The 21932-nt window shown below is 67.3% G+C and carries 20 protein-coding genes and 1 pseudogene; 6 read left to right on the top strand and 15 right to left on the bottom strand.

Annotated features, from left to right (window positions below; translation table 11 throughout):
* Positions 1-660: 660 nt before the first annotated feature.
* Positions 661-3885 carry an RHS repeat-associated core domain-containing protein gene (locus tag OHA98_RS40085; protein ID WP_266933164.1) on the top strand — a complete coding sequence of 1075 codons (3225 nt, stop codon included), beginning with the start codon at positions 661-663 and terminating at the stop codon, positions 3883-3885.
* 68 nt (positions 3886-3953) lie between these two features.
* The gene (locus tag OHA98_RS40080; protein WP_266933162.1) at positions 3954-4445 is read left to right on the top strand and encodes an SUKH-4 family immunity protein; all 492 of its coding nucleotides are present in this window, start codon (positions 3954-3956) and stop codon (positions 4443-4445) included.
* A 196-nt stretch (positions 4446-4641) separates the two neighbouring features.
* Here the strand turns inward: OHA98_RS40080 and OHA98_RS40075 are convergent, their stop codons facing one another.
* The 6 genes and pseudogenes from OHA98_RS40075 to OHA98_RS40050 all read right to left on the bottom strand — a co-directional run bounded on the left by OHA98_RS40075 (position 4642) and on the right by OHA98_RS40050 (position 9953).
* Positions 4642-4830 carry a hypothetical protein gene (locus OHA98_RS40075; RefSeq protein WP_266933160.1) on the bottom strand — a complete coding sequence of 63 codons (189 nt, stop codon included), beginning with the start codon at positions 4828-4830 and terminating at the stop codon, positions 4642-4644.
* Positions 4831-5202: a hypothetical protein gene (locus tag OHA98_RS40070; protein ID WP_266933158.1), complete on the bottom strand. Its 372-nt coding sequence runs from the start codon at positions 5200-5202 to the stop codon at positions 4831-4833. It abuts the gene before it with no gap.
* 78 nt (positions 5203-5280) lie between these two features.
* Positions 5281-5844 (bottom strand): hypothetical protein, encoded by a 564-nt coding sequence (locus tag OHA98_RS40065; RefSeq protein WP_266933157.1) that lies wholly within the window; start codon positions 5842-5844, stop codon positions 5281-5283.
* 31 nt (positions 5845-5875) lie between these two features.
* Complete coding sequence (locus tag OHA98_RS40060; protein WP_266933155.1) at positions 5876-7009, bottom strand: hypothetical protein; 1134 nt, start codon at positions 7007-7009, stop codon at positions 5876-5878.
* Between the two features lie 112 nt (positions 7010-7121).
* The gene (locus OHA98_RS40055) at positions 7122-7679 is read right to left on the bottom strand and encodes an XRE family transcriptional regulator (RefSeq protein WP_266933154.1); all 558 of its coding nucleotides are present in this window, start codon (positions 7677-7679) and stop codon (positions 7122-7124) included.
* 12 nt (positions 7680-7691) lie between these two features.
* A pseudogene (locus OHA98_RS40050) lies at positions 7692-9953 on the bottom strand (helix-turn-helix domain-containing protein).
* A 194-nt stretch (positions 9954-10147) separates the two neighbouring features.
* Between OHA98_RS40050 and OHA98_RS40045 the strand changes: the two are divergent.
* Positions 10148-11110, top strand: a complete 963-nt coding sequence (locus OHA98_RS40045) for a hypothetical protein (protein WP_266933152.1) — start codon at positions 10148-10150, stop codon at positions 11108-11110.
* Between the two features lie 337 nt (positions 11111-11447).
* On the opposite strand, the gene OHA98_RS40040 is transcribed toward OHA98_RS40045, so the two are convergent.
* From OHA98_RS40040 to OHA98_RS40025, 4 genes are all read right to left on the bottom strand, one after another.
* Positions 11448-11924, bottom strand: coding sequence for a hypothetical protein (locus OHA98_RS40040; protein WP_266933150.1), 477 nt, complete (start codon positions 11922-11924; stop codon positions 11448-11450).
* Positions 11925-11948: 24 nt separating this feature from the next.
* Positions 11949-12881, bottom strand: a complete 933-nt coding sequence (locus OHA98_RS40035; protein WP_266933148.1) for a helix-turn-helix domain-containing protein — start codon at positions 12879-12881, stop codon at positions 11949-11951.
* Positions 12882-14015: 1134 nt separating this feature from the next.
* Positions 14016-14165, bottom strand: coding sequence for a hypothetical protein (locus OHA98_RS40030; RefSeq protein ID WP_266933147.1), 150 nt, complete (start codon positions 14163-14165; stop codon positions 14016-14018).
* A 166-nt stretch (positions 14166-14331) separates the two neighbouring features.
* The gene (locus OHA98_RS40025; RefSeq protein WP_266933145.1) at positions 14332-14460 is read right to left on the bottom strand and encodes a hypothetical protein; all 129 of its coding nucleotides are present in this window, start codon (positions 14458-14460) and stop codon (positions 14332-14334) included.
* Between the two features lie 89 nt (positions 14461-14549).
* On the opposite strand from OHA98_RS40025, the gene OHA98_RS40020 reads away from it, so the two are divergent.
* Complete coding sequence (locus OHA98_RS40020; protein ID WP_266933144.1) at positions 14550-14729, top strand: hypothetical protein; 180 nt, start codon at positions 14550-14552, stop codon at positions 14727-14729.
* 75 nt (positions 14730-14804) lie between these two features.
* On the opposite strand, the gene OHA98_RS40015 is transcribed toward OHA98_RS40020, so the two are convergent.
* A complete protein-coding gene (locus tag OHA98_RS40015; protein ID WP_266933143.1) occupies positions 14805-15251 on the bottom strand; it encodes a DUF6228 family protein in 447 nt (148 codons plus the stop codon).
* Positions 15252-15473: 222 nt separating this feature from the next.
* On the opposite strand from OHA98_RS40015, the gene OHA98_RS40010 reads away from it, so the two are divergent.
* Positions 15474-15785, top strand: a complete 312-nt coding sequence (locus OHA98_RS40010) for a hypothetical protein (protein WP_266933142.1) — start codon at positions 15474-15476, stop codon at positions 15783-15785.
* Between the two features lie 33 nt (positions 15786-15818).
* Here the strand turns inward: OHA98_RS40010 and OHA98_RS40005 are convergent, their stop codons facing one another.
* From OHA98_RS40005 to OHA98_RS39995, 3 genes are all read right to left on the bottom strand, one after another.
* Entirely contained in the window at positions 15819-16625 is an 807-nt protein-coding gene (locus OHA98_RS40005) for a hypothetical protein (protein WP_266933141.1), read from the bottom strand.
* Positions 16626-16759: 134 nt separating this feature from the next.
* Entirely contained in the window at positions 16760-17752 is a 993-nt protein-coding gene (locus OHA98_RS40000) for a hypothetical protein (RefSeq protein WP_266933140.1), read from the bottom strand.
* A complete protein-coding gene (locus tag OHA98_RS39995; protein WP_266933138.1) occupies positions 17749-18276 on the bottom strand; it encodes a hypothetical protein in 528 nt (175 codons plus the stop codon). The genes OHA98_RS40000 and OHA98_RS39995 overlap by 4 nt, the downstream gene beginning before the upstream one ends.
* A gap of 344 nt (positions 18277-18620) precedes the next feature.
* Between OHA98_RS39995 and OHA98_RS39990 the strand changes: the two genes are divergently transcribed.
* Positions 18621-20684, top strand: a complete 2064-nt coding sequence (locus OHA98_RS39990) for a hypothetical protein (protein WP_266933137.1) — start codon at positions 18621-18623, stop codon at positions 20682-20684.
* A gap of 485 nt (positions 20685-21169) precedes the next feature.
* Here OHA98_RS39990 and OHA98_RS39985 read toward each other — a convergent pair whose 3' ends face one another.
* A complete protein-coding gene (locus tag OHA98_RS39985) occupies positions 21170-21787 on the bottom strand; it encodes an NYN domain-containing protein (protein ID WP_266933136.1) in 618 nt (205 codons plus the stop codon).
* Between the last annotated feature and the right edge of the window lie 145 nt (positions 21788-21932).

Here is a 21932-nt window from a genome sequence, read left to right as displayed (position 1 = left end):
CCAGCCCTGATACAAGGCATACATACATACGCTCGCGCATACGCGCCCACGCGCTAGTGGAGTTATAACCCCGGAAGTGAGTCCCTTCAGCCCCTGACTCTGGCGCAGGAACCATGTTGACCTGCGCTTTTACTCAGGGACTCAAGCCAGGGACCGAAGCAGCCCCAGTCCAAGCGGCCAAACCCCAAGCTCCGCGAACTGCTTGCTCCAGGCCTAGCAGGCCCGTGGTGGACGGGTTGATCGGGTGCTCCCGTATCGGTCACATGGGAGACGGGCTGTGTGACCACTTGTCAATGAGCCGCAGTGGCGGGGCCGCCCTCACGTTCCGCTCCTCGTACAGGAGCTCGTAGGGCTTGTTGTGAGGGTCTCTGAGGATGCGGGCGTCGTTCAGAGACTGCGGATGGCCTCGGTCAGGTCGGATCCGTAGGAGGCCCAGCACCACCGTCACAGCGGCCACCATCCACCCGAAACCGACGGCGACCCTGCTGCCCCGGGCCAGCCCGACCAGGGAGCAGCGGCACCTCCGCAGCAGCAGGCCCTCTTTTGGGTTTTCACACGTCACATCTCACTCTGGCCCTCGGGGAGTATCCGAACGGAAATTAGCGGTAGCCGCGCACCGAGAACACCTACGACGCGCTCGGCCGAATCACCGCCACCTGGATGCCCAACCGCTCCAAATCCGGCGGCGACAGCCCCAGCGCCAAGTACGCCTACGGCCTGGAGCGCGACAAGGCCCCCTGGACATCGGTGGCCACCCTCAAAGCCGACGGCACCAGTTACAAGACCGTCTACGCGCTCCTCGACTCGATGCTGCGCCCGGTCCAGACCCAAGGCCCCGCGCCGAACGGCGGCCGCATCCTCACCGACACCCGCTACGACTCCCGAGGCCTCGCCGACGAGACGTACGCCGATGTCTACGACAAGGACAACGCCCCCTCGAGCACCTACGCCAAGGTGCCCTACGGCAGCGGATCCCAGACCCTGACCGACCACGACGGTGCCGGTCGCGCCACCAAGTCCACGTTCATGGTCAACGGCGTCAAAAAGTGGGACACAACCACCACGTACACCGGCGACTCCACCGCCACAACGGCACCGGCCGGAGGGAACGCCAGCCGCACGATCACCGACGTCCTGGGCCGGGTGAAAGAGACCCGCACCTACGCCGGCACCCAACCGGACGACACCCAGTACGGCGCCACACTCGGCACCCCGTACACCCGTGCCGCACACACCCACACCCGGGATGGCAAGCCCGAGACGATCACTAATATCGACGATACCCAGTGGTCCTACACCTACGATCTCTTCGGCCGTCAGCGCACAGCCACTGACCCCGACAAGGGAAAGTCGACCACCGGCTACACCGAGCTCGACCAGATGGACTCCATTACAGACTCCGAGAACAAGGTCCTTTTCTACGAGTACGACGAACTCGGCCGCAAGACCAAGCAGTGGCAGACCAGCCGCACCGACGGCAACCTTCAGGCCGAGTGGACCTTCGACGGAATCACGGGAGCCAAGGGGCTCCCGGTCGCTTCAACCCGCTATGAGGGAGGCAAGGGCCAGAGCGGCAGCAAGGCCTACACCAAGCAGGTCACCGCCTACGACGCCCTGAACCGCGCCACCACTGGCACGGTGGCCCTGCCGCCCACCGACGCTCTGGTCACCTCCGGCGCGGTCACGGCAACCAGCACCACCGAGGTCGCCTACCGTCTTGACGGCACGGTAAAGAGCCTCAAATCGGCTGCTGGCGGCGGGCTGGCGGCCGAGACCGTCACTGCCGACTACAACGCCGACAGCGGCCTGATCACCGGTCTGTCCGGCGCCTCCGGGTATCTCCTGGGAGCCAGCTACACCTCTCTCGGCCAAGTCGCCCAGCTCCAGCTCGGCACCTCCACGGCCGCCGGAACCAAGCGGGTCTTCCAGACCAACACCTACGAGGCTGGCACCGGACGCCTGCTCACTGCGGCAACCGACGACCAGACCCGAGGCCCTGTCCAGGACCTCAACTACACCTATGACCAGGCGGGCAACGTCACCGCCATCGCCGACCAGGCCAACATCGGCACCGGCACGGACAATCAGTGCTTCACCTACGACGGCAACAACCGCCTGACCGAAGCCTGGACACCCAAGACCGCCGACTGCGCCGTGACAGGCCGAACCGCCGCCAACATCGGCGGCCCCGCCCCCTACTGGACCTCCTACACCTACAACACCGCAGGGCAGCGCCAGACCGAGAAACAGAACACCGGCACGCCGGTCACCCGCACCTACTGCTACAACGACCCGGACCACCCCCATGGCCTGACCGCCACCACCACCACCTCCACTTGCACCGGAGCCGCCGCCCAGTACACCTACGACAAGACCGGCAACACCACCACCCGCCTCGAGAAGGCCGGCTCAACCACCACTCAGTCCCTGCAGTGGAACGCCGAGGGCAAGCCGGTCAAGCTCACCGAAGGCACCACCGCCACCGACTACGTCTACGACGCCGACGGCGAGCTCCTCATCCGCCGCGACAACGCAACCTCCGGAGAAACCGTCCTCTACCTCGGCGACACCGAGGTACACCTCAAGTCCGGCAAGAAGTGGGCCAACCGCTACTACAGCGCGGCCGGATCCACCATCGCCATCCGCTCCAACCAGACCGGCACCGAGAAGATCAGCTTCCTCGCCGCCGACCACCACAGCACGAGCTCAATCGCCATCACCTCAGACACCACACAAACCGTCACCAAGCGCTACACCACTCCCTTCGGCTCCACCCGAGGCAATACCACCGGCACCTGGCCAGACGACAAGTCCTTCCTCGGCAAGACCGACGACAAGACCACCGGCCTCACCCACATCGGCGCCCGCGAATACGACCCCACCATCGGGCAATTCATCAGCGTCGACGCTCTCCTTGAAACGACGAAACACCAGACGCTCAACGGCTACAGCTACGCGGCAAACAGCCCCGTCACCTACTCCGATCCCACAGGCACCTGCCTCGACCCAGGCAACGGACACTGCCAACCGGGCAGCGGCGGCGGGAACAACTCCGATCCCGCCTTCCCTCCGATCACGAGCGGTCCAAGCGGTGGTGGCGGCGACGACGGCGGCGGCGACGACGGCGGTGGCGACGGCGGTGGCGACGGCGGTGGTGGCGACGGCGGTGGCGGAACCGCTGGCAACACGGATTCAGGGACCGGATCGACAAGCCCAGCAAATGCTGGCCAGGGTGACGCAGGGGGATCCCAAGGTCACGCTCTAAGCGGAGTCAGCATCGCCGTAGAAGTACTTGCGGGCTTGCTGAGGAACATCGCCTATAGCCTTGAGCTGGTCTATACATCGGTCAATACCAGCTGCTGGGGCGACAATCAGGTCGCAGGCGGATGTGATATCGGGGCTCAGTACGACGCTTGGGCGGCGCAACAAGGCATCAATATTGATGGCGACTCATACCTAGTCCCCGGCGCGCTCGCCGCGATGTTTTTGCACAAGCCGGGAAGAGGAGGAAAGGGGAAGGTCGGCTACGGAACGACAGACCTGGGTCAGTCGGTCCGCTTGCAACGACTCATCGACAAGAACAGGACGACGACCAACTACGCGTCCGCCCGACTGGACGACGGCAACATAATCGTCGGAAAGTCGAACAAACACGCTCACGCGGAAGAGCATCTGTTTCAGCAAGCCGGGAAGAGGAAAATAGTCGAGCTATATTCCGAGCGGGAGCCTTGCTCAAACAAGTGTGAGAGCCTGGTCAAGGATATTCCGTTTGTCTCGTGGAGTTTCAAGTGGAACCACCCGGACCGAGTCAAGCAGGATGCGATACGCGATAAGGCTAATGCCGATTTGAAGGATGCGGTAAGATCGCTCTTCAACTCACCCTGAGGTGAAATAGTGTGGCGCCCGCCCCTCTTCGGGCGCCACACGCTTACACCACTACAGAAAGAATGATAATGAGTAACGAAAGTATCGACGAGGAATCCCCCCAGTTTTCGATGATTCAGCTGCACTTTCGTGAACCCGTAGAGGATCCCCGTGTGCCAGAATATTTCGATGTTCCAGATGAGGCGATCGGGTCGGTGTATCAAGCTCTAGACTTCTTGGAGTTTGTTACGATTGAGACGCTTGGGGAATTTGTTAAATTCGGCAGCACTGGATTGTTCGGAAGTATCCTATGGGATCCGCGCACCGGGCACGTGGTGCAATCCGGTAAAAGCCTGGACCATGTGGTGCTGGTTAATACCAATCTTGAGCGATTCTCCCTGTGCGTCCGCGGCCTCATCGAGCGATACCCATTTGATGCCGACGAAGGCGGCGATAGTTGGGATGCCGCTGCGCAAGACGTGGAGGATTTTGTACGCCACATCGATCCGGAGGCGTACGCAACCGAAGGGAATCTGTGGTACGAACTCAAATGGGATATTATAAATGGAGATTTTAGTTAAGGACTGTCCCATCTGGTGGCGCTGATGCCGATCTCGATTCTTCCCCGGTGTTCCTATTCGTCCAGTTGGTTCACTTCGTGAACCAACTGGGGAACGTGGGGAGCGGAAAGCAAAGGACTCGCCGATCGCACCGGTATGAGTGGACTGACGGGCACCAACGTTCGTGGACAGGTATGAGCGAAGGGCGGTCGTCCGATCAAAGGCGGGTGACGGTATAGCCAGCGTCGTTGACTGCGGCGGTCCATACGTCGCGGTCGAACCACTTGGTGATGTTCGGCTGCAGCTCGCTGATCATCTGCATCCGCTCCTCCCAGTCGTGCCCGACATCGCCGCGGCTGCCTTCGCAGCCGGCGCAGCCGTCCTCGCCGTGGATGTGGCCGGCCATTCAGGCGTTGACTGCGACGTTGATGATGACCGCGTACAGGTCGCCGCCGGTCTGGGCCAGGGAGTCCGGTACCCCGGCGAGGACCAGGGCGAGCTCAGGGTTGTCGATCGGCGGCATCGGGGCCTGTCCAGCGCCCTTCTCGCTGCTGCTCTCCTCGTAAGAGGCCTGGCTCTTGGCGAGGCGGTCGGCCGTGGCGGGTGCGTCGAAGTACTTCCAGGCGGAGCGCACCTGGATCCCGAGCCGCTCGGACACGGTGGTGATCTGCTGCTCGATTGTGTCCGCCACGGTCGCGGGGGCGAAGGTCACCCCGCGCCGGGCCAGCTCCGCGAGCGTCTCGGCAACAGCTTCCTTGAACGCCTTCGTCTTCCGCACCACGGCATCGTAGGCGGGCTGAGGCAGGCGTCGTGCGGCTTCATCAACATTGGTAGTACGGTCGGGCCGGCACAACTGTCAGGGGATTGGGTTGTTGTCCCTCTGGTGGTAATCCGTACCCATGTTCGCCGCTGGGGTCAGGAGCTGGCCCATCTCGATGCTGCCGCTGCAGTCCAGACCGCCCCTGGGGTCGGTTACCCACGTTGGCCCTCCGATCCAGCCGCCCTCCGTGGAATAGCCCGGCTCGAAGGTGTGGGCGAACTCTTCCAATCCAGAAATGATTCGGCGGCTCCAGTCGCGCTGCTCATCCAGGCCCTGTTCGTCGTATTGCCCGAGGTCGGGATAGGCCAGCTCAACGTTCATGAGGGGTTCGGTCCGTCCCTCTGTCATGCATCCGGCGAACCCCTCGGCGACGCGGATCTCGCTGACGTAAAGGTCGATCAGGCTCTTGGCCTTCTGCGGCAGGTCAGACCTCTGGACCCACTTCTTCAATTCGGGTGTTGTGACACGGCCGAAGTCCTTGATCACGCCGTCGCTGCGTCTGACAGGCAGGTCATCGTTGCTGCTGCACGCAGACAGCACCAGCAGGCATGCCGTGATCACCAGACCCTCCGGTATGGCCCTCAACCTCGGATAGTTCATGGCCCCCCTGCTCTCCGGACGGGACGCGGTGTCAGCCGCCGATCCGTGATGCGATGATCCGGTTGGTGAGCTCGACCGTTCCGAGGTACCACCAGAAAATCCAGTCCAGGAACGCTTCGTCGTAGTCGCCACGCTGGTCTGCTTTCCGGTGGCGCAGGTCGTAGCGGTTGGCGATCTCGAAGAGGGCCCCTTCGTCTCTGCCGAGCTGCTCTTTGAGGAGTGCGCGGCGTTCCTCAAGGATGCCCGCGAGGGTCACGATCGCCGATCGTTTGCTCTCCGCGGCCGCGTCCCGGGCGCGGAATAGGGCGACGGCGTGACGGACCCGGGCCGTGATGTTCGGGGCACTGCCGGTCAGTGCTTGGTGGACCAGAGCGCTGCGGGCGTCGTCGGTGATGGCGACCAGGCGCCCGAGGTCCTCGCCTTCGGCGGCCAGCTCGTACTCGATGCCGGCCTCGCGGAGCAGCTCGTTGACCTTGCTGCGGTAAAGGATCCGGGCGGGCCCGTTGTGGAACTCCGAGTGGTGCCAGCCGCACCCGCTGTAGGAGTGGTAGCGGCGGGTCCGGGGGCGGCTGACCAGGTCGTGGAAGACCTCGATCAGCCCGAAGAAGGTGTCCTCGTCCCACGTCACAGGGGCCAGGGGCCACAGGCCGGGAATGCCCAAGCGGCGTTCGATGACCCGCGAGGCGTCCGCGTCCGGCAGCTCGGTGGAGTCGTCGACGCACTCCTCGCCGAAGACCTCCACCAGGTAGCCGCTGTCGGCAAAGTCACTGATGATCCGTTCGAAGCCGCGCCGGGAGTCCCGTGGGGTGCTGCCGTCGCGCGAGAGGCCGCGCCCTTGCCGCTGCGGCCAGTACGGCCGCGGCTCGACAGCACGGCGCAGCTCGGAGGCGCGCTTGACCAGCTCGGAAAGCCAGTCCCGCTTGTCCCTCCCCTGCCGCTTTCCCCAGCCAGGGGTGGTGCTGGCCCACGGGTCGTCCGAGGGTGCGGGGCGGTCGGGCAGCTCCTCGAAGTCGGCCACCACCGTAGTACCGGCGAAGGCCTCCGTGAGGAGCCAGACCGCCTGGTCCTCCCACCATCTGTTCGGGACCCGCAGGACCCGCTCGCCCTCGGACGCGAACAGTGACGCCGGCCAGCGGAGCTCGTAGTTGCTCAGATCCAAACTCACCGGCCCATCATCGCCCACCCCGGCAGGCATCAACTGGCCAACGGGGCAAGCCGATACGCGACCGAGTCCCCGGACCAGTAGCGGTCCGAGGGCTGTCCGGATGGCATGGCTGCTACAGGTCGAACTCGAGGTGTTCGATGTCGGTGAAGCGGACCTCCTCTAGGGAGCCGGCGCGGCGGCCGCCGTCCTGGAAGTAGACCTCCTTGAGCGCTTCGGCGGCGATCTCCTGGAGACGGGCGTCGCTGGCGCCCTGCTCCTGGGCGTCGAAGAGGCGGGCGGCGTGGACCGGAGGCAGGGCGACGGTCAGGTGCCGGATGCGGTCCTGGTCCGTCGACCCGATCGGGGCGGTGTAGCCGAGGCGGGCGCGGGTGTCGATGATGATGCCGCCCGTGGACGCCGCCTTCGCCCTGGCCTTGGCTCGGATCTGCGGCTGCCACCGGGCCTTCACCTCACGCTCTATGCGGGCGGCGAGGTCGGGGCGGGGCTTTTTGATCTGGTCCTTCACGTACCGTTCCACGGTGCGCTGGGAGACCCGCAGCATCTGCGCGACCGCCTTGGTGCCGCCGAGCTGCTTCACCAGGTACCGCATCTGCGCACCCGCGCTCTTCGGCGCCGGGCGGGTGAACGCCTTCTGCACTGCGGCGTCCAGGCCGTCCCCGATCAGGCTCATCGTGGCCTTCTCCTACTCTCCGTTGTCGGCATCGGTGACGGTGCCGTCCTTGATGAACCGGGCGAAGTTCAGCTGCGGGGCGTCGAACTGCTCGCGGACTCCTTCGCCCCACAGCACGCTCTGGGTGCCTTCGTGCTTGACCAGGCCGGGGTTGATGCCGAGCTTGAACCCTCCGGGGAGCGGCTTGCCGTCCCGGTAGGGGAGGAAGTCCAGCGGTGAGGGCCCGTCGGCGGCGTAGACGACGCAGTCGGACAGGACCGCGATCGGGTATTGGCCGGTGAACGCCGCGTGCTTGACGATCTTGCGGTGCAGGTTGGTCCGGGTGCGGGAGATGACCGCCGCGCGGATGTCGGGCCGCCACGTCGGGCGGGACAGGGCGCGCCACGGCTCGCCCGGCCGCCAGCCCTCGCCCCGGGGGCGCTCGCGGAGCTTGCCCAGGCCGCCCTTGACCGTCGCCTTGATCGCCGTGATGACGATGCCCAGCTCAGGGTCACGGGCCTTGTAGCCGTCCATCGCCGCTAGGAAGTCCTCGGGGGAAAGATCGGCAGCGACGCCGAGGTCGGCCATCGTGGCGAGGTAGGCGTCGCGCAGCCGCTGGTACCAGCCGTCCAGGTAGCGGCCGTTGTCGTACCGGACGTACGCCTCGGTCGGCGTCACGTCGTAGCCGAGCTCCAGGGCGTACGCCACGGTCGGTGTCGCGTACCAGGCGGGGCCGGTGGGGCGGTCGCCCTTCGGTGTGAACGGGGAGGGCAGCAGGCTGCCGTCCAGTTCCACCCACTCCTTGCCGGCCTTCACCTTCGACAGGTCGACGTGGGAGAGGTCGACCAGCCAGGATCCGGGCAGCTTCGGGTCGAACACCGGGTTCGTGACCCGGGTCGGCTCACCGAGGCCGACGTTCAGCCCGTTCGCACCGGCGGCGAAGGCCATGTTCACGTCCAGGCCGACCAGGTGACGCAGGGTGCACTCCTCGTCGGTCATCGGCCGCGCCCAGTCGTACGCCTCCTCGAACAGCTTCTCCGCCGGGCCACGGACGGTGAAGCGCGGCAGGTCCTTGAGCAGCGGGTGCCCATCCGGGGCCTCGCACGGCGCGCAGTCCACCGGGTCCGTGCCCAGGGAGCCGGGTGTCTTGGTCTCGGCCTGCCGCAGGACGCCGGTCTCCTCATCCCGTACGGCGTGGGTGGGCGGGTGCAGCGCGGTCATCAGTTCCAGGCTGGTGACGGCGGTGGAGCCGCGCGGCGTCATCACCCGGGTCGCGTAGACGCCCAGGACGCGGGCGAGCTCCGCCGGCGGAAGCTGCGCAGCAGGGCCTCAGAACCGGGTGTCCAGCGCGTTCCACGACGGGATGCACAGCTGCACGCACTGGCGGTCCGAGCCCTTGGTGGGGCGGTAGATCCGCGCCCACGGCCCGAACCCGCGCTTGGTGAGCTTCCAGTCGGCGCGGGTCAGCTGCTTGATGACCTTGTGGCCCTCCGGGATCCGCCCGGCGTGCTTCTCCTCCTCGGTGAGGGTCACGGGCAGGCCGTAGCGCTGCAGGGCGGCCTGGGTGAGCACGAGCAGCGGGTCGGCCGGCCTTCCCGGGCCGGACGACAGCTTCGGCTGGCCGAGCTTCGCCTCCTTGAGGGTCCAGTCCACCAGGGACGGCAGGCTCTTGGCGGGCACGTCCAGGACCAGGCCGCCGACGCAGTAGGCCAGAACCTTTCCGTCCTCGACGTCGACGACCGCCAGCGGCCCGTTCTCGAACCGCGGGTCCACCTCGCCCGCCGCGGTCGCGGCCGGGGCCGGTGCGGCCTTCTTCGCGCCCGGCCGCCGCGACGTCGGTGTCGGCCTGGCGGTGTGCGCCGGACGCGGCGCGGCTTCCGGAGTAGCAGCGGCGGAAGCGGACGCAGGGGTGGTCTGGGTGTTCTCGGTTTCTGTCATGACCGGAGCCTCGGGCGCCGGGTCTGTGGACAGCGGTCGCGCTGCCGCTGGAGCGGGCGCACCGGTGAACGTGGCGGGCACCGCGGCGTCGGGGGCGGGTGCGGTCGCGTCGGCCGGGGTGGGGTAGAGCTCCGCGAGCTGCGACAGCAGCCGTGCGTATGCGTCACGTTCCGGCGGGCGGGGCTCGGTCTTGCCCGACTCCCAGCCGGAGACCGTGGCCCGGCGTACCTCCAGTGCGGTGGCCACCTCGTCGATCGTCAGGCCGTGCGCGGCGCGCAGCCGCTTGCGTTCCGCCGGTGGCGGGAGCGGGGCGCGGGATGCGACCAGGGCGTCGACCGCGTCGAAAAGCTTGGACATGGAACACCTCCTGGCCACCACCCTATCCCACAGAACGTACGAAGCGCGTACGTTTGGCGTACGAATTGCGTACGTTGTTTGTTCGGAGGGGTGGGGAGTGGTCCCGGCCAGTGAAGGGCTGGAAAGCGGCGCGTCACATGGAGTGCTTATGGGGAGATACGGCCGGTTGCAGCTATGAGTAAGCAGGGGGTTACGTGAAGTGGAAAGACGCGTTCAGTGCCGCGATGGAGGAACTGAAGGCGATACGGGGCCTGCTGGCTCCTGTTGGCCGTCTCGAGGATGAGACGGTCGGGCTGACCGCCCTGCACGGCGGTCTCACCCAGAGCCGCCTGAAAATCCTGGAGGCCGTCCAGACAGGTGTCACCGGGCTGCGGGAGGAGAACCGCGAGGTACGCCGCCGTCAGGACCGGATGATCAGCGACCTCAACGAAACCCGCGGCGAGCTCCGGCACCTGCTGGACCTCGCCGAGATCCTCCGGCCCCTTGCGACGCTCCAGAGGCCGGCCGAAGAACCCGGCGACGGCACCCGCCCGCGTGTCGAGTCAGCGTCTGCGGCACCCGAAGCAGATCCCGGGAACGGCCCGACCGCCTCCGCGGCGGCACAGCCGCCCACCTCATCCGGCACCGACTCCCAGGGGGGAACCATGGAGGACAGCGACCGTCAGGCGCAGCCTGAGCCCGAGGGCCAGGACGACGCCCTCAAGCGCGCGATCGAGGCCGCCTACCAGGGCAACGGCACTCCCCCCGCGCCCTCTTCCACCGCCCCTCCGACCACCGGCCAGGGGCAGGACCCCCGGGTCGCTCACGGTGTCCTGCTCCTCAAGGCCGCCGGGGTGGCCTCCGTCGATCTGATCGCGCACCGCGACACCTGGGAGTGGCTCACCGCCCTGGCCGTCGACCACGACCACTTCCGCACCCCGCCCTCGGTCGAGGACGTGAAGGAAGGGCGCGTCCAGACCGTCCTGTCCGGCCGTTCCCTCATCGGCCTGCTCATCAAGCTGTGGAAAACCCGCTCCGCCGCCACCCCGCTGGAAGCGGACTGGGCGCTCGCCGTGACCGCCTACAACGGCATCGCAGCCGAACTCACCGGAATCGACGGCGAAGGCCAGACCATCCGCATCGTCCTGGACGACGGCCTCCCCCCAGCCGGCGACTGACACCTCGCACAACAGCCGGCGGCTGTCGGTACCGACCTGGACAACCGCCGGCTCGCGGTCTGGCCCCAGGCTTCCCGGCGGAAGAACAGAAGGCCCTCACCAACAGGGTCCAGACGGTGAGGGCCATGCGCAGCTCGCGGTCACCGCCAAGTGGGCACGACGGCAAACCGGCCGGAGCGGCGCGCCCGCCTGCCCACTGGCCAAGTAGCCGGTTGCGGCTTGAGCGCCGTGCCCTCGCTTTCCGAGGTTTCGTCCGTGGCGCGGACCGTAGGCAGCGGAGCCGCAGCGCGGCGGAACATCGTCCGACGGCGTCGCCACCCGGCCGGCTGGACACGGGTCAGACTGCGGCCGTGCGGAGACCGAGTGTGCGGCGCCATCGTGCTTCGGGTGGTGCCGTAGGTCTGGCCGTGGTCGTTCTGGACCCGGAGCGGGCCATGCTGGTGCGGTCTGCGCGGTTCGCGGCGGCGAGGAGCGCGGTGACGGTGGCGGTCTCGGTGCCGGTGACGGTGGCGATCTGGTCGATGCTCAGCAGGAGCTGGTCATAAAGCAGGGAGGTGTTCTCTGCGGCGGTGGGTGTGCGGCCGCTGCGGCGGGCGATGGTGCGGGTGTGCTGTTCCCAGGCCCAGGCGGAGGGGTCCCGCTCGCTGACGATGCTGGTCCAGTTGCCGGCGATGAGGTCGAAGAGGTGGGAGACGGCTATCCGGGCTTCCTCCGGGGAGAGATGGGCTGCGGCGTAGGCGTGGTAGGCGGGGCGGTGCAGGTCGTAGAAGGCGTAGAAGGAGTTCGTGAGTACGGCGGGCGGGGCGGGTTTCATGGTCTTTCTCCTGCCGGTCGTGGGTCAGCCGAAGGCTTCGGCGGGGAGCGTGCAGGTCTCGGTGCTGGAGCGGGCCCGGCGCCAGAGCGGGCGTGCGATGTCCGGCAGGCTCTGAAGAGCCATGGTGAGCTGGCTGATCACCGGCCAGACGGGAACGCCGGGTCCGTCGAAGGCCTGGTGCAGTTCGGCTGTGGTGATCGTGTGGTGGGTGGACTTGAGGATCTGCTTGTCGTCGGGGGAGCCGGCGGCGTACCGGAGGCCTTGCAGGTAGGTGCGGAGGTAGCGGGTGGGTTCGGCGCTGGCCGGTTGTACCCCGATGGCTGCTTCCCAGAGGGGTTTGATCAGGTCGCTGTTGCCGTCGCAGGTGTCGATGATGATCTTTGCGTGGGGCCAGGAGACGTCGCGTTCGCCGGAGAGCAGGCGTGAGACGTAGGACGGGTCGACGTTCATGCGGTCGGCGAGCGCTCGCTGGGAAATGCCGGACTGGGCCCGCACGAGGGTGAGCGCGCTGGCCAGGCGCTGGCGGGGCTGGCGCAGCAGGTTCTTCGCGGTGGGCACGTCGCCGGGGGGCAGGGTGCTGGAGGGCGAGCGCATCGGCCTGGTGCGGGTTGCCAGGTTCTGGTCCACGGCCTGCGGGTCGTACTTCTTGCGCAGGCGGTCCTCGGTCCGTTTGAGCATCGGGGCGAGGTCGCTGAGCGGCTCGCCCTGGGACCTCTGTCGTACGACGATCGCTGCGATCGCTTCCTGGACGAGGTCCTGGAGCGCGGTGACGGTCTCGAGGAGTTCGGTGGTGGGTGCTGCCCTGTCGCAGGTGTTGTAGACGAACGCTTCGCCGAGCACGGTGATGTCCTCGGCGATGTCGCGGAGGGATTCGGTGCAGCGGGCGGCCCGGTCGGCGTCGACAGCGGGGCCGGACCGGGCCGGGCGGTCGGGGCTGGAGTGTGAACGGATGGGCACGGGTGACCTCTTTCGGGGCGCCGGGGGCGGGTATCTGTGCCCACCCGGCCGGCTGGCGGGGATGCGGATCCTGGGCTGAGGCCGTGGTGCCGTGCGGCGGGGCGGGTGCCCGCGCCGCACGGCACGCCGGGTCAGCGAAGGCGGATTCGCCGGTAGACCAGCGACGATCCGTGAGAGGCCATCAGGAGAAGCGTCAGGAGCGGCAGCGCCCGGGACGCGGAAGAGCCCGGAAGAGCGAGGAGAGGCAGGGAAAGCGCGACGATGAGCAGACTTCCCCGCACCGTGACAGCCATGACATCCCGCTGGGGCGTTTGAACCACGCGCGGGGAAGGGATGATACGTTCGCAACTCCGTTTCCGTGCAATCGAATTCGCACGTGCAGGGGGACGGAGCCGACAATGGTGCAGAGACATGAAGGTGTTCCTTTCCTTCGGAGTTTCGAGCCGGCGTTGAAAAGCGACAAGAGACCCCGGCGGGGCGACCAACCAGCAGCCGGGGTCTTTGCCTGCCCGGCGAAGACCGGGAATCGGACAGTACTACCTTCCGCACCTGCACGGTTTCGGAATGTAGCGCCGTGGGCATGGGCACCCGTCGCCCACCTGATGACCAATCAATGACTCACCCGTGCACAAAGATTCGCCGGTCGATCAAAATCGGTCCCGGGAAGCGGGCAACAGCCGCGAAGCCCTCGAATTCGCCATCTCCGGCGCACGCGCGCGCGAACCGTAATCACCCCGACGCGCGGCGCTCGCGCCCTCGTCGGGCCACTCGAAGATCCACAAGTTTGTCAACGAATCCGCTATACCGTGCACCCTCTCAACCCGAATGGGTGACTGATTCGCACCCTCGCGCACCGAATGTTCGGACGCCCAGCGCTGCCGCCCCGCGGCTTCCGTGCCGGCGCCCCGGCCGTCGAACCGCAGGCCGGACACATCACCCTCTTCACAGCCGGACCTCCCGGGCGTGAATCACCTGCGGGGATCCGCGGTGCGCTGAGTGCGTGCGGGCACTATCAGGAGATTCCGTTCGGGGCTCGGTCACAGCGACCGAGCCCCGAACACTCGTCCGGGGCTCCCGCCCCGAATAGTCTCCGTTGACGCCGTTGCGTTGAAGGTGACCGATGGCCCCGACGTGTCACTGACTCAGCAGTGCGCTCAAGGCGATGAAGACTGCCACGCACAGGGTCAGGACGGGAATGGCGCTCGGATACGCGTACGCGATGTGTCCGACGAGCCCGGTTCCTACGAGCGCCAGGACGATCTGCTGTGTGCGGTTGACGGGCATGGGGACGCCTCCTGTGTCGGCCTGATGGCCACGGATCTCTGCCAGCCGGCATCTGGCCCAAGGAGCCAGGTACAAGCTCCTCATCCCAGAAGAACGCAACATGCCTCCCTACCGGCAGGACCGGTATTCAGGGACGGCCCGGCAGGGTGCTGCCGGGCCGTAGTCGTCAGGTGGTCTTGGTGCGCTCAACCGCGATTCGCATGTTCTCCGTGACGAACCGGTGGTGGTCGTCGGGCGTGCACTCGGCGCCGTCGCAGGTCACGGTCTCGCGGATCACGCCGGCGACCAGTTCCACGGGTTCTCCGGTGGCGCTCAAAGTTGCTGTCTCTTCAGCGGGCGGTGAGTGCGAGTGCGGTGGGGACGGTGTCGTTCAGAGTTACGCAGATGGGAACGCCCGGCGGGCGATACATCGAGGCCGAGCTCCCCCTGTCCCACCTCACCCGCAACGGTGACTACGCGTACTGCCTCGACATCGCCCACTTCATGGCTGGCCTCCCCCACCCCTCACCCGTCCGATGGCTGGAGGCCGTCACAGGCTGCTGCTGGCCCGTTCGTGTCCTCTGACACCGGACTTGGACCGACTGCCAATGAAGTTGGACCGGCTGCTGGACCAGCTCGCGTGGCAGCCCGGCGTTCCGGCTATTGGGCCCCGCTGGTGAGCAGCGCATGGATCTCTTCGGCAAGACGCTGCATGTCTTCGCCGGCTGCGTGCACCGTGGTGGTTTCGAAGTGCCATTCCTCGGCGGGCGGCCGGTCGTGGATACCCCAGGTCAAGTGAACGTGGCCGCCAGATCGGTGCTCTGCCGAAAGGGCCAGGTCGTATTCGAGGGAGTGCCAGGTTCGTGCTCCCTCCCAGCCGCGGAAGTCCTCGGCCAGAGAGGAGAGGAAAGAGTCGAGGCCGTCGCCGTCCCAGGTCCGTACCGAAGTCTCGATGCTTACCCATCGGCTACGGGCCCGGACGATGAAGTCGAGGGTCGGCTCATCTCCGTAGGGCCGCGTGGGTTCGGAAAAGAGCAGGTGGACCGCTTGCTCCCCCGGGACTCCCACGCGAACGGTCAGTCCGTCAGAAGTGTCATCGGCGATCATCCAGCCAGGTTAGGAAACCCGCGCAGCCAACCGTGCTGCGGTCCAGCTTTGTTGGCAATCGGTCCAGGATTCGATGTCAGAGGACAGTTCGGGAGGATCTCTGACTCCGTGCCGCCGCGCCGCCCGCTCCAGACGGCGCGGCAGCCGCTTCCCGGCTGGCCTCCACTCCCCGCGGCGGGCGGCCGGTCTGCTACACCTTCTCGGGAATCGTGTCGTCGATGTATGGCACGCAAACAAGCAGACCCGGCCGCCCGACGATCCCGCGAGGCGGCCCGCCGGGTCGCAGCCGCCCAGCGCATCGGCCCACGCCCGCCCAGGACACCGCGCCCCCCGCAGCCGAAGCTCCTGTTCGGCCTTGAGCCACCGGGGGTCTTCTACACCGACTGGGACCGCCCCGTCGGCACGGGCACCGAGGTCACCGACCACTTCGGAACCGACTCCGGCGAAGCCACCACGGATCTACTGTTCCCGGGCGGTATCGGCGGCGGGCACAGCCTCAGTGTCGTCCCCCGGACTGTCCGAACCCGGCGGTAGTCACTCCATCGGATGAAGGGCGGTCACCCGTAGTCACTGCGGTTGGACCTCGTCCTCATTGATGTCGTGGCCTTGCGAGGTCAGCCAGCGCTTCACGGCAGCACGCTCGAAGGTGGCTCGGGTGATCTCCTCCGCCAACCCGTCGCCCTGCAAGTTCTGGATGATTGAGTTGAGTTCCTCCTCAGTGGCGAACTTGAGCAGCCAGGTCGGGCCAAGCCCCGTCATGCGCCGTTCCTCGGCCCAGGCCCGTCGCTGGTCGGCGATTTCGCGCCCGATGACGGGGGCGTTGTGTTCGGCGGCGATCCGTTCGTAGTGCTGGAAGTACGCCTCCAGCATCCGGTGGGCGATGACTTCGTCCTCGGGATCCGCTGGCATGCCGTCCTCGCTGCGGACGGCCGCGAGCTGCGCCAACGCCTTCTGCCGGATCTCGCCGACCTGGGCTGCGGCCTGGAGCAGCTTCTTCTGGGCGTCGCCCTCAGCGGCTTCCCCCGCTCGCAGGGGGACGTACTTCGCCCGGGGCCAGAGGGCGTCGTCGTAGCCGGGGGTGTCCCGCCAAGGGAAGGAGAACCAGCGAAGGCGCTGCCAGTTCTCACGCAGTTCCGTCAAGTCACGGTCCAGGTCGGTCTCGTAGCGGAAGTACCCGGTGATCTCGTCGTAGATCATGTCCACGGCCGTGTCCAGGGCGAGAATCGCGCGGTGCTCCTCGGTGCCGTTCTCGTGCTCGGCCAGGAGTGCGCGGGTCCGCTCCTTCAGGAAGCTGTACAGCGTGTCGGCCTGGGCGCGGGTGAGCTGGTCGGTGTGGATCTCGTAGGGGGACTCGTCCAGCGCGACTTCGGTCACGGTCGGATCTCCTGAGTAGGGCGTCCGGACCGACGGGTGTCACGTCCGGTCGCCGCGGCGTCGAAAGCGCTCACGGTACGCCGGAGAGAGTCATTACTCCGGCCGGTTCCCGGGGACGGCTGATCACATGTGGTTCACCAGTGGCGCAGTTCTTTGCGGAGTTCCTCGTGCCACAGGTGTTGGTGCTGGTGTGTGGGGTTGGGGCGGGGGCCGAGAGCGAGGACCTGGTCGTCGATGCGGTAGGTGAGGCGGTACAGCAGTACGTGGGTGGCGCACTCCAGCCAGCGTTCGGTGGCCTGTGCCGGTGGTGCCGGGCCCAGGACGGTGGCGAACCAGGAGGGCAGGAGCACACGATCGCTGACAGCGTGCGCCAGCCTGCTGCGGAGGGCCAGGGTGAGCCGCTGTTCCGCACGTTCGCCGGCGGCGATGGACGGCTGTTTGTCGGCGGTGGCCGCCCGGTCCGCGGCGAGGGCTGCGGTGGCCTTGCGGGCCTCGGGAGCCTGCCGTGCAAGGCCCTGGCGCTCGGTCGCCTCGCGTGCGATGACGGAGCGCAGTTTGGTGGCGGCCTTGGCGTGGGGCTGGGTGCCGTAGGGGGTGGAGAGCAGTGTGGCGACCAGGCCGACGGCTTCCTCCCGGGTGGCCCGGTGCTGAGCCTGGGCGTCGTGGAAGCGCTGTACCCGGGTCCGGTGGTGAGTGCGGACGGTGCTGGTGAGGAGAGCGTCGGCGGCGTCCCAGCCGGACCGCATCGTGGCGGCCAGGGCGTGCTGGTCCTTGGTGAAGGTGTCCAGGTCCGCCGGAGGGGTGTTCCCCGTGGCCATGATCTGGCCTTCCAGCAGCCGCACGTGCTGGGTGAGCCGCTTCACCGTCCGTTCTGCGGCCTCGACGCGGTCGTCGAGCTCGTCGACCCGGCCGTCGACTTCCTCGGTCGTGGTCTCCAGGCCGGAGATGTCGTCGCGCAGGGAACGCAGCTCGTGGTCCAGGTCCTCGGTGTAGCCGAACCGGGACTTCAACCGCTCGTGCTCGCCCTCCAGATCGTCCAGGCGGCTGTCGAGACCGCTCACCCGCAGGTCGGTACTGCGCACCCGCCGGTCGGTGTCCCGGAACTGAACCTCCAGGGCGTCGCTCACTTCCCTGCCCCCTGACCGTCCGAGACAGCCGTGCCGATGACGGCCCAGCCGATCAGGAGGGCGACGATGAACCAGGGCGACAGGACGACCAGGACGAGCACCACCCCCATCGCGTGCAGGACGATGGAAGCGCTACGGCGGGCGAGGTGGTTCTTCACGGTCGCTTCGAGCGGCCAGCCGCAGAAGGTGGCCACCAGGTGGGGCACGACCAGGAAGTACCACCCGTGCGAGTACCCCAGCAGATGCAAGACGAAGATCAGCGCGATCGCCACCGCGCTCTGGACCCGCCAGGACCAGAAGATGACCTTCTGGCTACGCACCCGCTCCGGTTCGGCCAGGAACGCGGGCATCTGCTTCTCGTATGCCATCAGCGTCTGCGCGTGTTCCATCAGGACGTCGAACGCCTCGTCCGGAACACCCTCGCCGCGGTCCTGGGCGACGGTGCGAGCGTGCTGATCGGCCAGAGCACGGACCAGCTTCTCGTGCTCCTGGTGCACCTCGTGTCCTGTCCGCGCTTCGCCCACCGGCCCCCCTCGCTCTGAGCCCTCCCCCGGCTTTCCGGGAGCGGGCGAAACGAGTATCGCGACAGCCGCACGGGCCCGCTGGATCTTGACGAAGGATGGCGCGAAGTCCACCATCACGGCCTGGACCAGGAGCTCGGGCCAACTGCCAGGCTGATCTCGTTCTTCCGGCCCGCCGGCTGACTCCGCCCACAGCAGGAGCCGGGCAGCGCGGACACAGGCGGCCAAGGCGAACAGCGGAGGCGGTCCGTCGCGTTGACTACGTTTCCCGCGTTCCGGCGCGACTCTCCGTGACGCTCGATAGGCTGAACAGCCGATAGCGATCTACCTCTTCTCGCGTCCGCAGGATGCTCTCGTGCGGACGGGAGAGCTGGTTTGTGCTGGCGAAGGGGCTGGCGATGGGCGTGGACAACCGGCAGATCCAGACGGCCGTTCTGGAGGATCCCGGGTCCGATGATCCGGTGGTCTGCCCGACGGATGCCGACGAGCTCGACGAGTTCCGCGAGGAGTTCTCCGCGACGACGTTCTGGTGCGGGGTCCTGCTGGGCGGGTGCGGCGGCCAGCTCCTGACGAGGCGGGGCAACGTCCGCGTCAGCCACTTCGCCCACTTCCCCGACCCCGACGGGCTGCTGCCCGAATGCGGGCGCCGCTCCAGGGACGTCGCGAGCGCGGACCACCTGTACGTACGTACGGCCACCCAGGCGTGGCTGCGCGGCCAGGGGCATACCGCGCGCTACCGCTACATCGACCGGGACGACGCCCCGGTCGGCTCTCTCGTGGAGATCGAACTGGACGGGCACACGCTGCTGCTGCACATGGACCCCATCACACCGCCCGACTGGGACGCCACGGAGGCAGCCGACATCATCCTCGGCCCCGGTGTCCACATCGATCACCGCACCCTGGCGCGCCGGGGCTATGTCAACCGCGTCAAGTTCGTCAGCGAGGGCAACCAGCGGGTCATGGTGCTCGGTACCGAGCTCCCGCACGTGGGCACCGACTGGGACTTCGAGCTGGCGGACTGCACCGTCGACGAGCACGGCCGGCTCATCACCCCTGTCGTCACACGCTTTGAGGCCGCACGTGACGCCGCACGCCAGGCCCCCGTGCCGCGGCCGCGCACCGAGAAGCCGGAGGGGCCGGAGGGGCCGGTGCAGATCGGGGCCCTGACCCGGCTCATCCACCACGCCGTGCACCAGCAGGAGACCGACGCCGCCCGCCAGCTGCGGGACACAGCACGGCTCCAGTTATCCCGTTGCGAGGGCCAGGCCCTTGAGCACCTGCAACGCGCGATCGACCACGCGAACGACTGGATCCACCAGCAGGACCGGGCCCGCCGGCGGCTTTTTCACCGACTTGACGAAGCCATCCGGCATGGACACGACCGCAACGTCTCAACGCTGATTCCCCAGGCCAGAAAGCTTCTTCTGGGCGACGCGGCGGCCACACCGCAAGAGGCCGCAACTCTCCGGGCAGCCGACACGTTCCTCGAAGAGGCACTTCGTCGTGCTGCCCGGGAACGGCGTGCGGCAAGGGAACGGCGCGAGCAGGAGGCCCGGATGCGAGAAGCGCGCCAGGCCACAGCCGAGGAGGAACGCAGAGCACGCCGAGCGGCAACGCGTGAGGAGCGGTGGATGCGTCGCGAGACAGAGGCTCAGGAGCTGGAAAAGCAGCCCGTGACGGAGGCCCTGGAGCGCAAAGCACGGAACAAGGCACGAGGGCGGGTTCAGAGCATCACCGGCCGTCTACGCCGTGAGTCCCTGTCCACTGAACAGCAGCAGGAGCTTGTCGAGGAGCTCGTGGCTGCGGCGAAGGAGGCCGGAGACATCCTGTCGTCGGCTGAGCAGCACAAGGTGAATGAATGGGCAGGAAAAGCCGTCGGCCCCGCAGAAGAACCCGACGCGCCCAAGAGCACGGCCACACAGCGGCAGCCGGACACCAGCACACCCCCGGCCATGGATCCAGAGCCGGACCCGATCACGGACCCTGCCACGCTGCCGGCGCACCTCGTGCCCGCCGCGGCGGCTGTCCGTGGAGCCCTGAAGAAGGCAGCGCGGGAGCGGACATCGACCAGCTGGAGCCGGCTGGAGCAGCAGCTCGGCTCCGCTCTCCCCCTCTCAGCAACCGCGAACGCGTCCAGGTACTGGTCAAGGTCGACCGGTCCACGGCCGACGACGAGCCGCTCCTGTCGTCCGTGCTGGCAGCGGGCGACCCCCACTTCGCCTACCAGTACTACCGGCACGTCCTCAACGCACTGGGCCTGGATGCCCCGGACGACGACGAAGACCTGCGCGACGTCGTCGAAGCCGACGCCGAACAGGTCTTCACCGACTGGCGCTCCCGCTGAAACCGGCCGGAAGGAGCGCAAGAGCTCGGCGCCGCCACGTCGGATGCTCGCAGCCGGGCGATGATGTCGACGGTGTCCATACCGCTGACCTGCAAGTGCTGCGGGGACTCGCGCCGTGTCCAGGCACAACGTCTGGCGGCCGCGCGTACCGGCCTGGACGGCCGTCGGCCCGCCGTGGCACAGCAGGAGGCCCTCACCGATCAGCAATCGGTGAGGGCCTCCGGGCGTTCAGGGTGCGGGGGTGAAACCCCACCCGGGATCCGGCTCCTGACAGTGTGCGGGGAACGCTGCGCTAGGTGTCATGGCCGGAGCGTACGCGCCTGGCGGACCGCTGGAAACAAGCCCGAACTGCAGGTCCCCTGCCAGACGCGGGAGACAGTCCGGAACCTCCGTATCCCGGCCCTGGGCCATGTCGGCCCGCTCGGGGGCCTGGTGGCCGTGCGTGCTTGAGGAGCATCTGGGCTGTTCCATTGTCGTGGTGACCACCGAGAACGACAGCATCATCAACGGGGCGCTGCCTCATGAGCTGGGTCTCGCCGGGATTCTCCGTCAGGCCCACTTTGCCGGGCGTTCGATGACGTGTCCGGTCGCCGGGTCGACGACCTGGTCAGGCAACTGGGCGCCGGAGAACTTGGCACGGCCGATGAGGAAGGACGCTGGCATCAGCGTCTTCAGTTCGTTGGAGTACCTTTTGGGCGGGAACGCCGCCATGATGTGAGTCCCCGGCGCGAGGCTCTTGGCCTTGCGGACAGCGGGGGCGAGGTCGCTGTCGGCACTGATGATGACGGCCGAGGTCGCCGACTTTGTTGCCACATCCGCGGCGAGGGAGACCGCGATGTTGACGTCGGTCTCCTTCTCCTCGTAGTGCGTCCAGTTGCTGCCGCACTGCCGGCACGTCTTCTGCTTCGCCTGATAGCGGCCTTTGATGATCTCCACCGTGTCGCCGCTGTGCGCAGGAAGAGCCTGGAGGTAGGCGTCCTGTCGGCTCAAGGCCCCGGGGTCGTTCATGACGGACGCGGTGAAGTATTTGACCTTCACCAGCTGGTCGCGGGGACGTAGTGTCCGGGCGAGTTTCTCCAGGTCGAGCCAGAGGAACCGGCGTCCGTACTTGGCGTGGAGCCCGTGGTACAGATTGAAACCGTCGACGTAGACGATCAGCTCAGACACGCTGGGTGCCCCTCCCGAGAGCCAGAGGCGATGCCCGGGCCGTGGTCCTGCCGACCGCGAACAGCCGGGGTTCGCTCGCCTGCGCGCACAACCTGTCTGTGAATACAAAAACGGCCCCTTGCGGGGCCGTCGAACCGGGGCTTTG

The organism is Streptomyces sp. NBC_00654 (assembly GCF_026341775.1).
GTDB lineage: Bacteria > Actinomycetota > Actinomycetes > Streptomycetales > Streptomycetaceae > Streptomyces.
The sequence above is the reverse complement of the archived record's forward strand: the minus strand, read 5'-3'. Positions and strand labels throughout refer to the sequence as shown.

Coding starts and splice junctions, on each gene's coding strand:
- OHA98_RS40085 (WP_266933164.1), top strand. CDS start 661: ATGCCCAACCGCTCCAAATCCGGCGGCGACAGCCCCAGCGCCAAGTAC.
- OHA98_RS40080 (WP_266933162.1), top strand. CDS start 3,954: ATGAGTAACGAAAGTATCGACGAGGAATCCCCCCAGTTTTCGATGATT.
- OHA98_RS40075 (WP_266933160.1), bottom strand. CDS start 4,830: ATGGCCGGCCACATCCACGGCGAGGACGGCTGCGCCGGCTGCGAAGGC.
- OHA98_RS40065 (WP_266933157.1), bottom strand. CDS start 5,844: ATGAACTATCCGAGGTTGAGGGCCATACCGGAGGGTCTGGTGATCACG.
- OHA98_RS40055 (WP_266933154.1), bottom strand. CDS start 7,679: ATGAGCCTGATCGGGGACGGCCTGGACGCCGCAGTGCAGAAGGCGTTC.
- OHA98_RS40040 (WP_266933150.1), bottom strand. CDS start 11,924: ATGAAACCCGCCCCGCCCGCCGTACTCACGAACTCCTTCTACGCCTTC.
- OHA98_RS40030 (WP_266933147.1), bottom strand. CDS start 14,165: ATGCCCGTCAACCGCACACAGCAGATCGTCCTGGCGCTCGTAGGAACC.
- OHA98_RS40020 (WP_266933144.1), top strand. CDS start 14,550: ATGGGAACGCCCGGCGGGCGATACATCGAGGCCGAGCTCCCCCTGTCC.
- OHA98_RS40015 (WP_266933143.1), bottom strand. CDS start 15,251: ATGATCGCCGATGACACTTCTGACGGACTGACCGTTCGCGTGGGAGTC.
- OHA98_RS40010 (WP_266933142.1), top strand. CDS start 15,474: ATGGCACGCAAACAAGCAGACCCGGCCGCCCGACGATCCCGCGAGGCG.
- OHA98_RS39990 (WP_266933137.1), top strand. CDS start 18,621: ATGCTCTCGTGCGGACGGGAGAGCTGGTTTGTGCTGGCGAAGGGGCTG.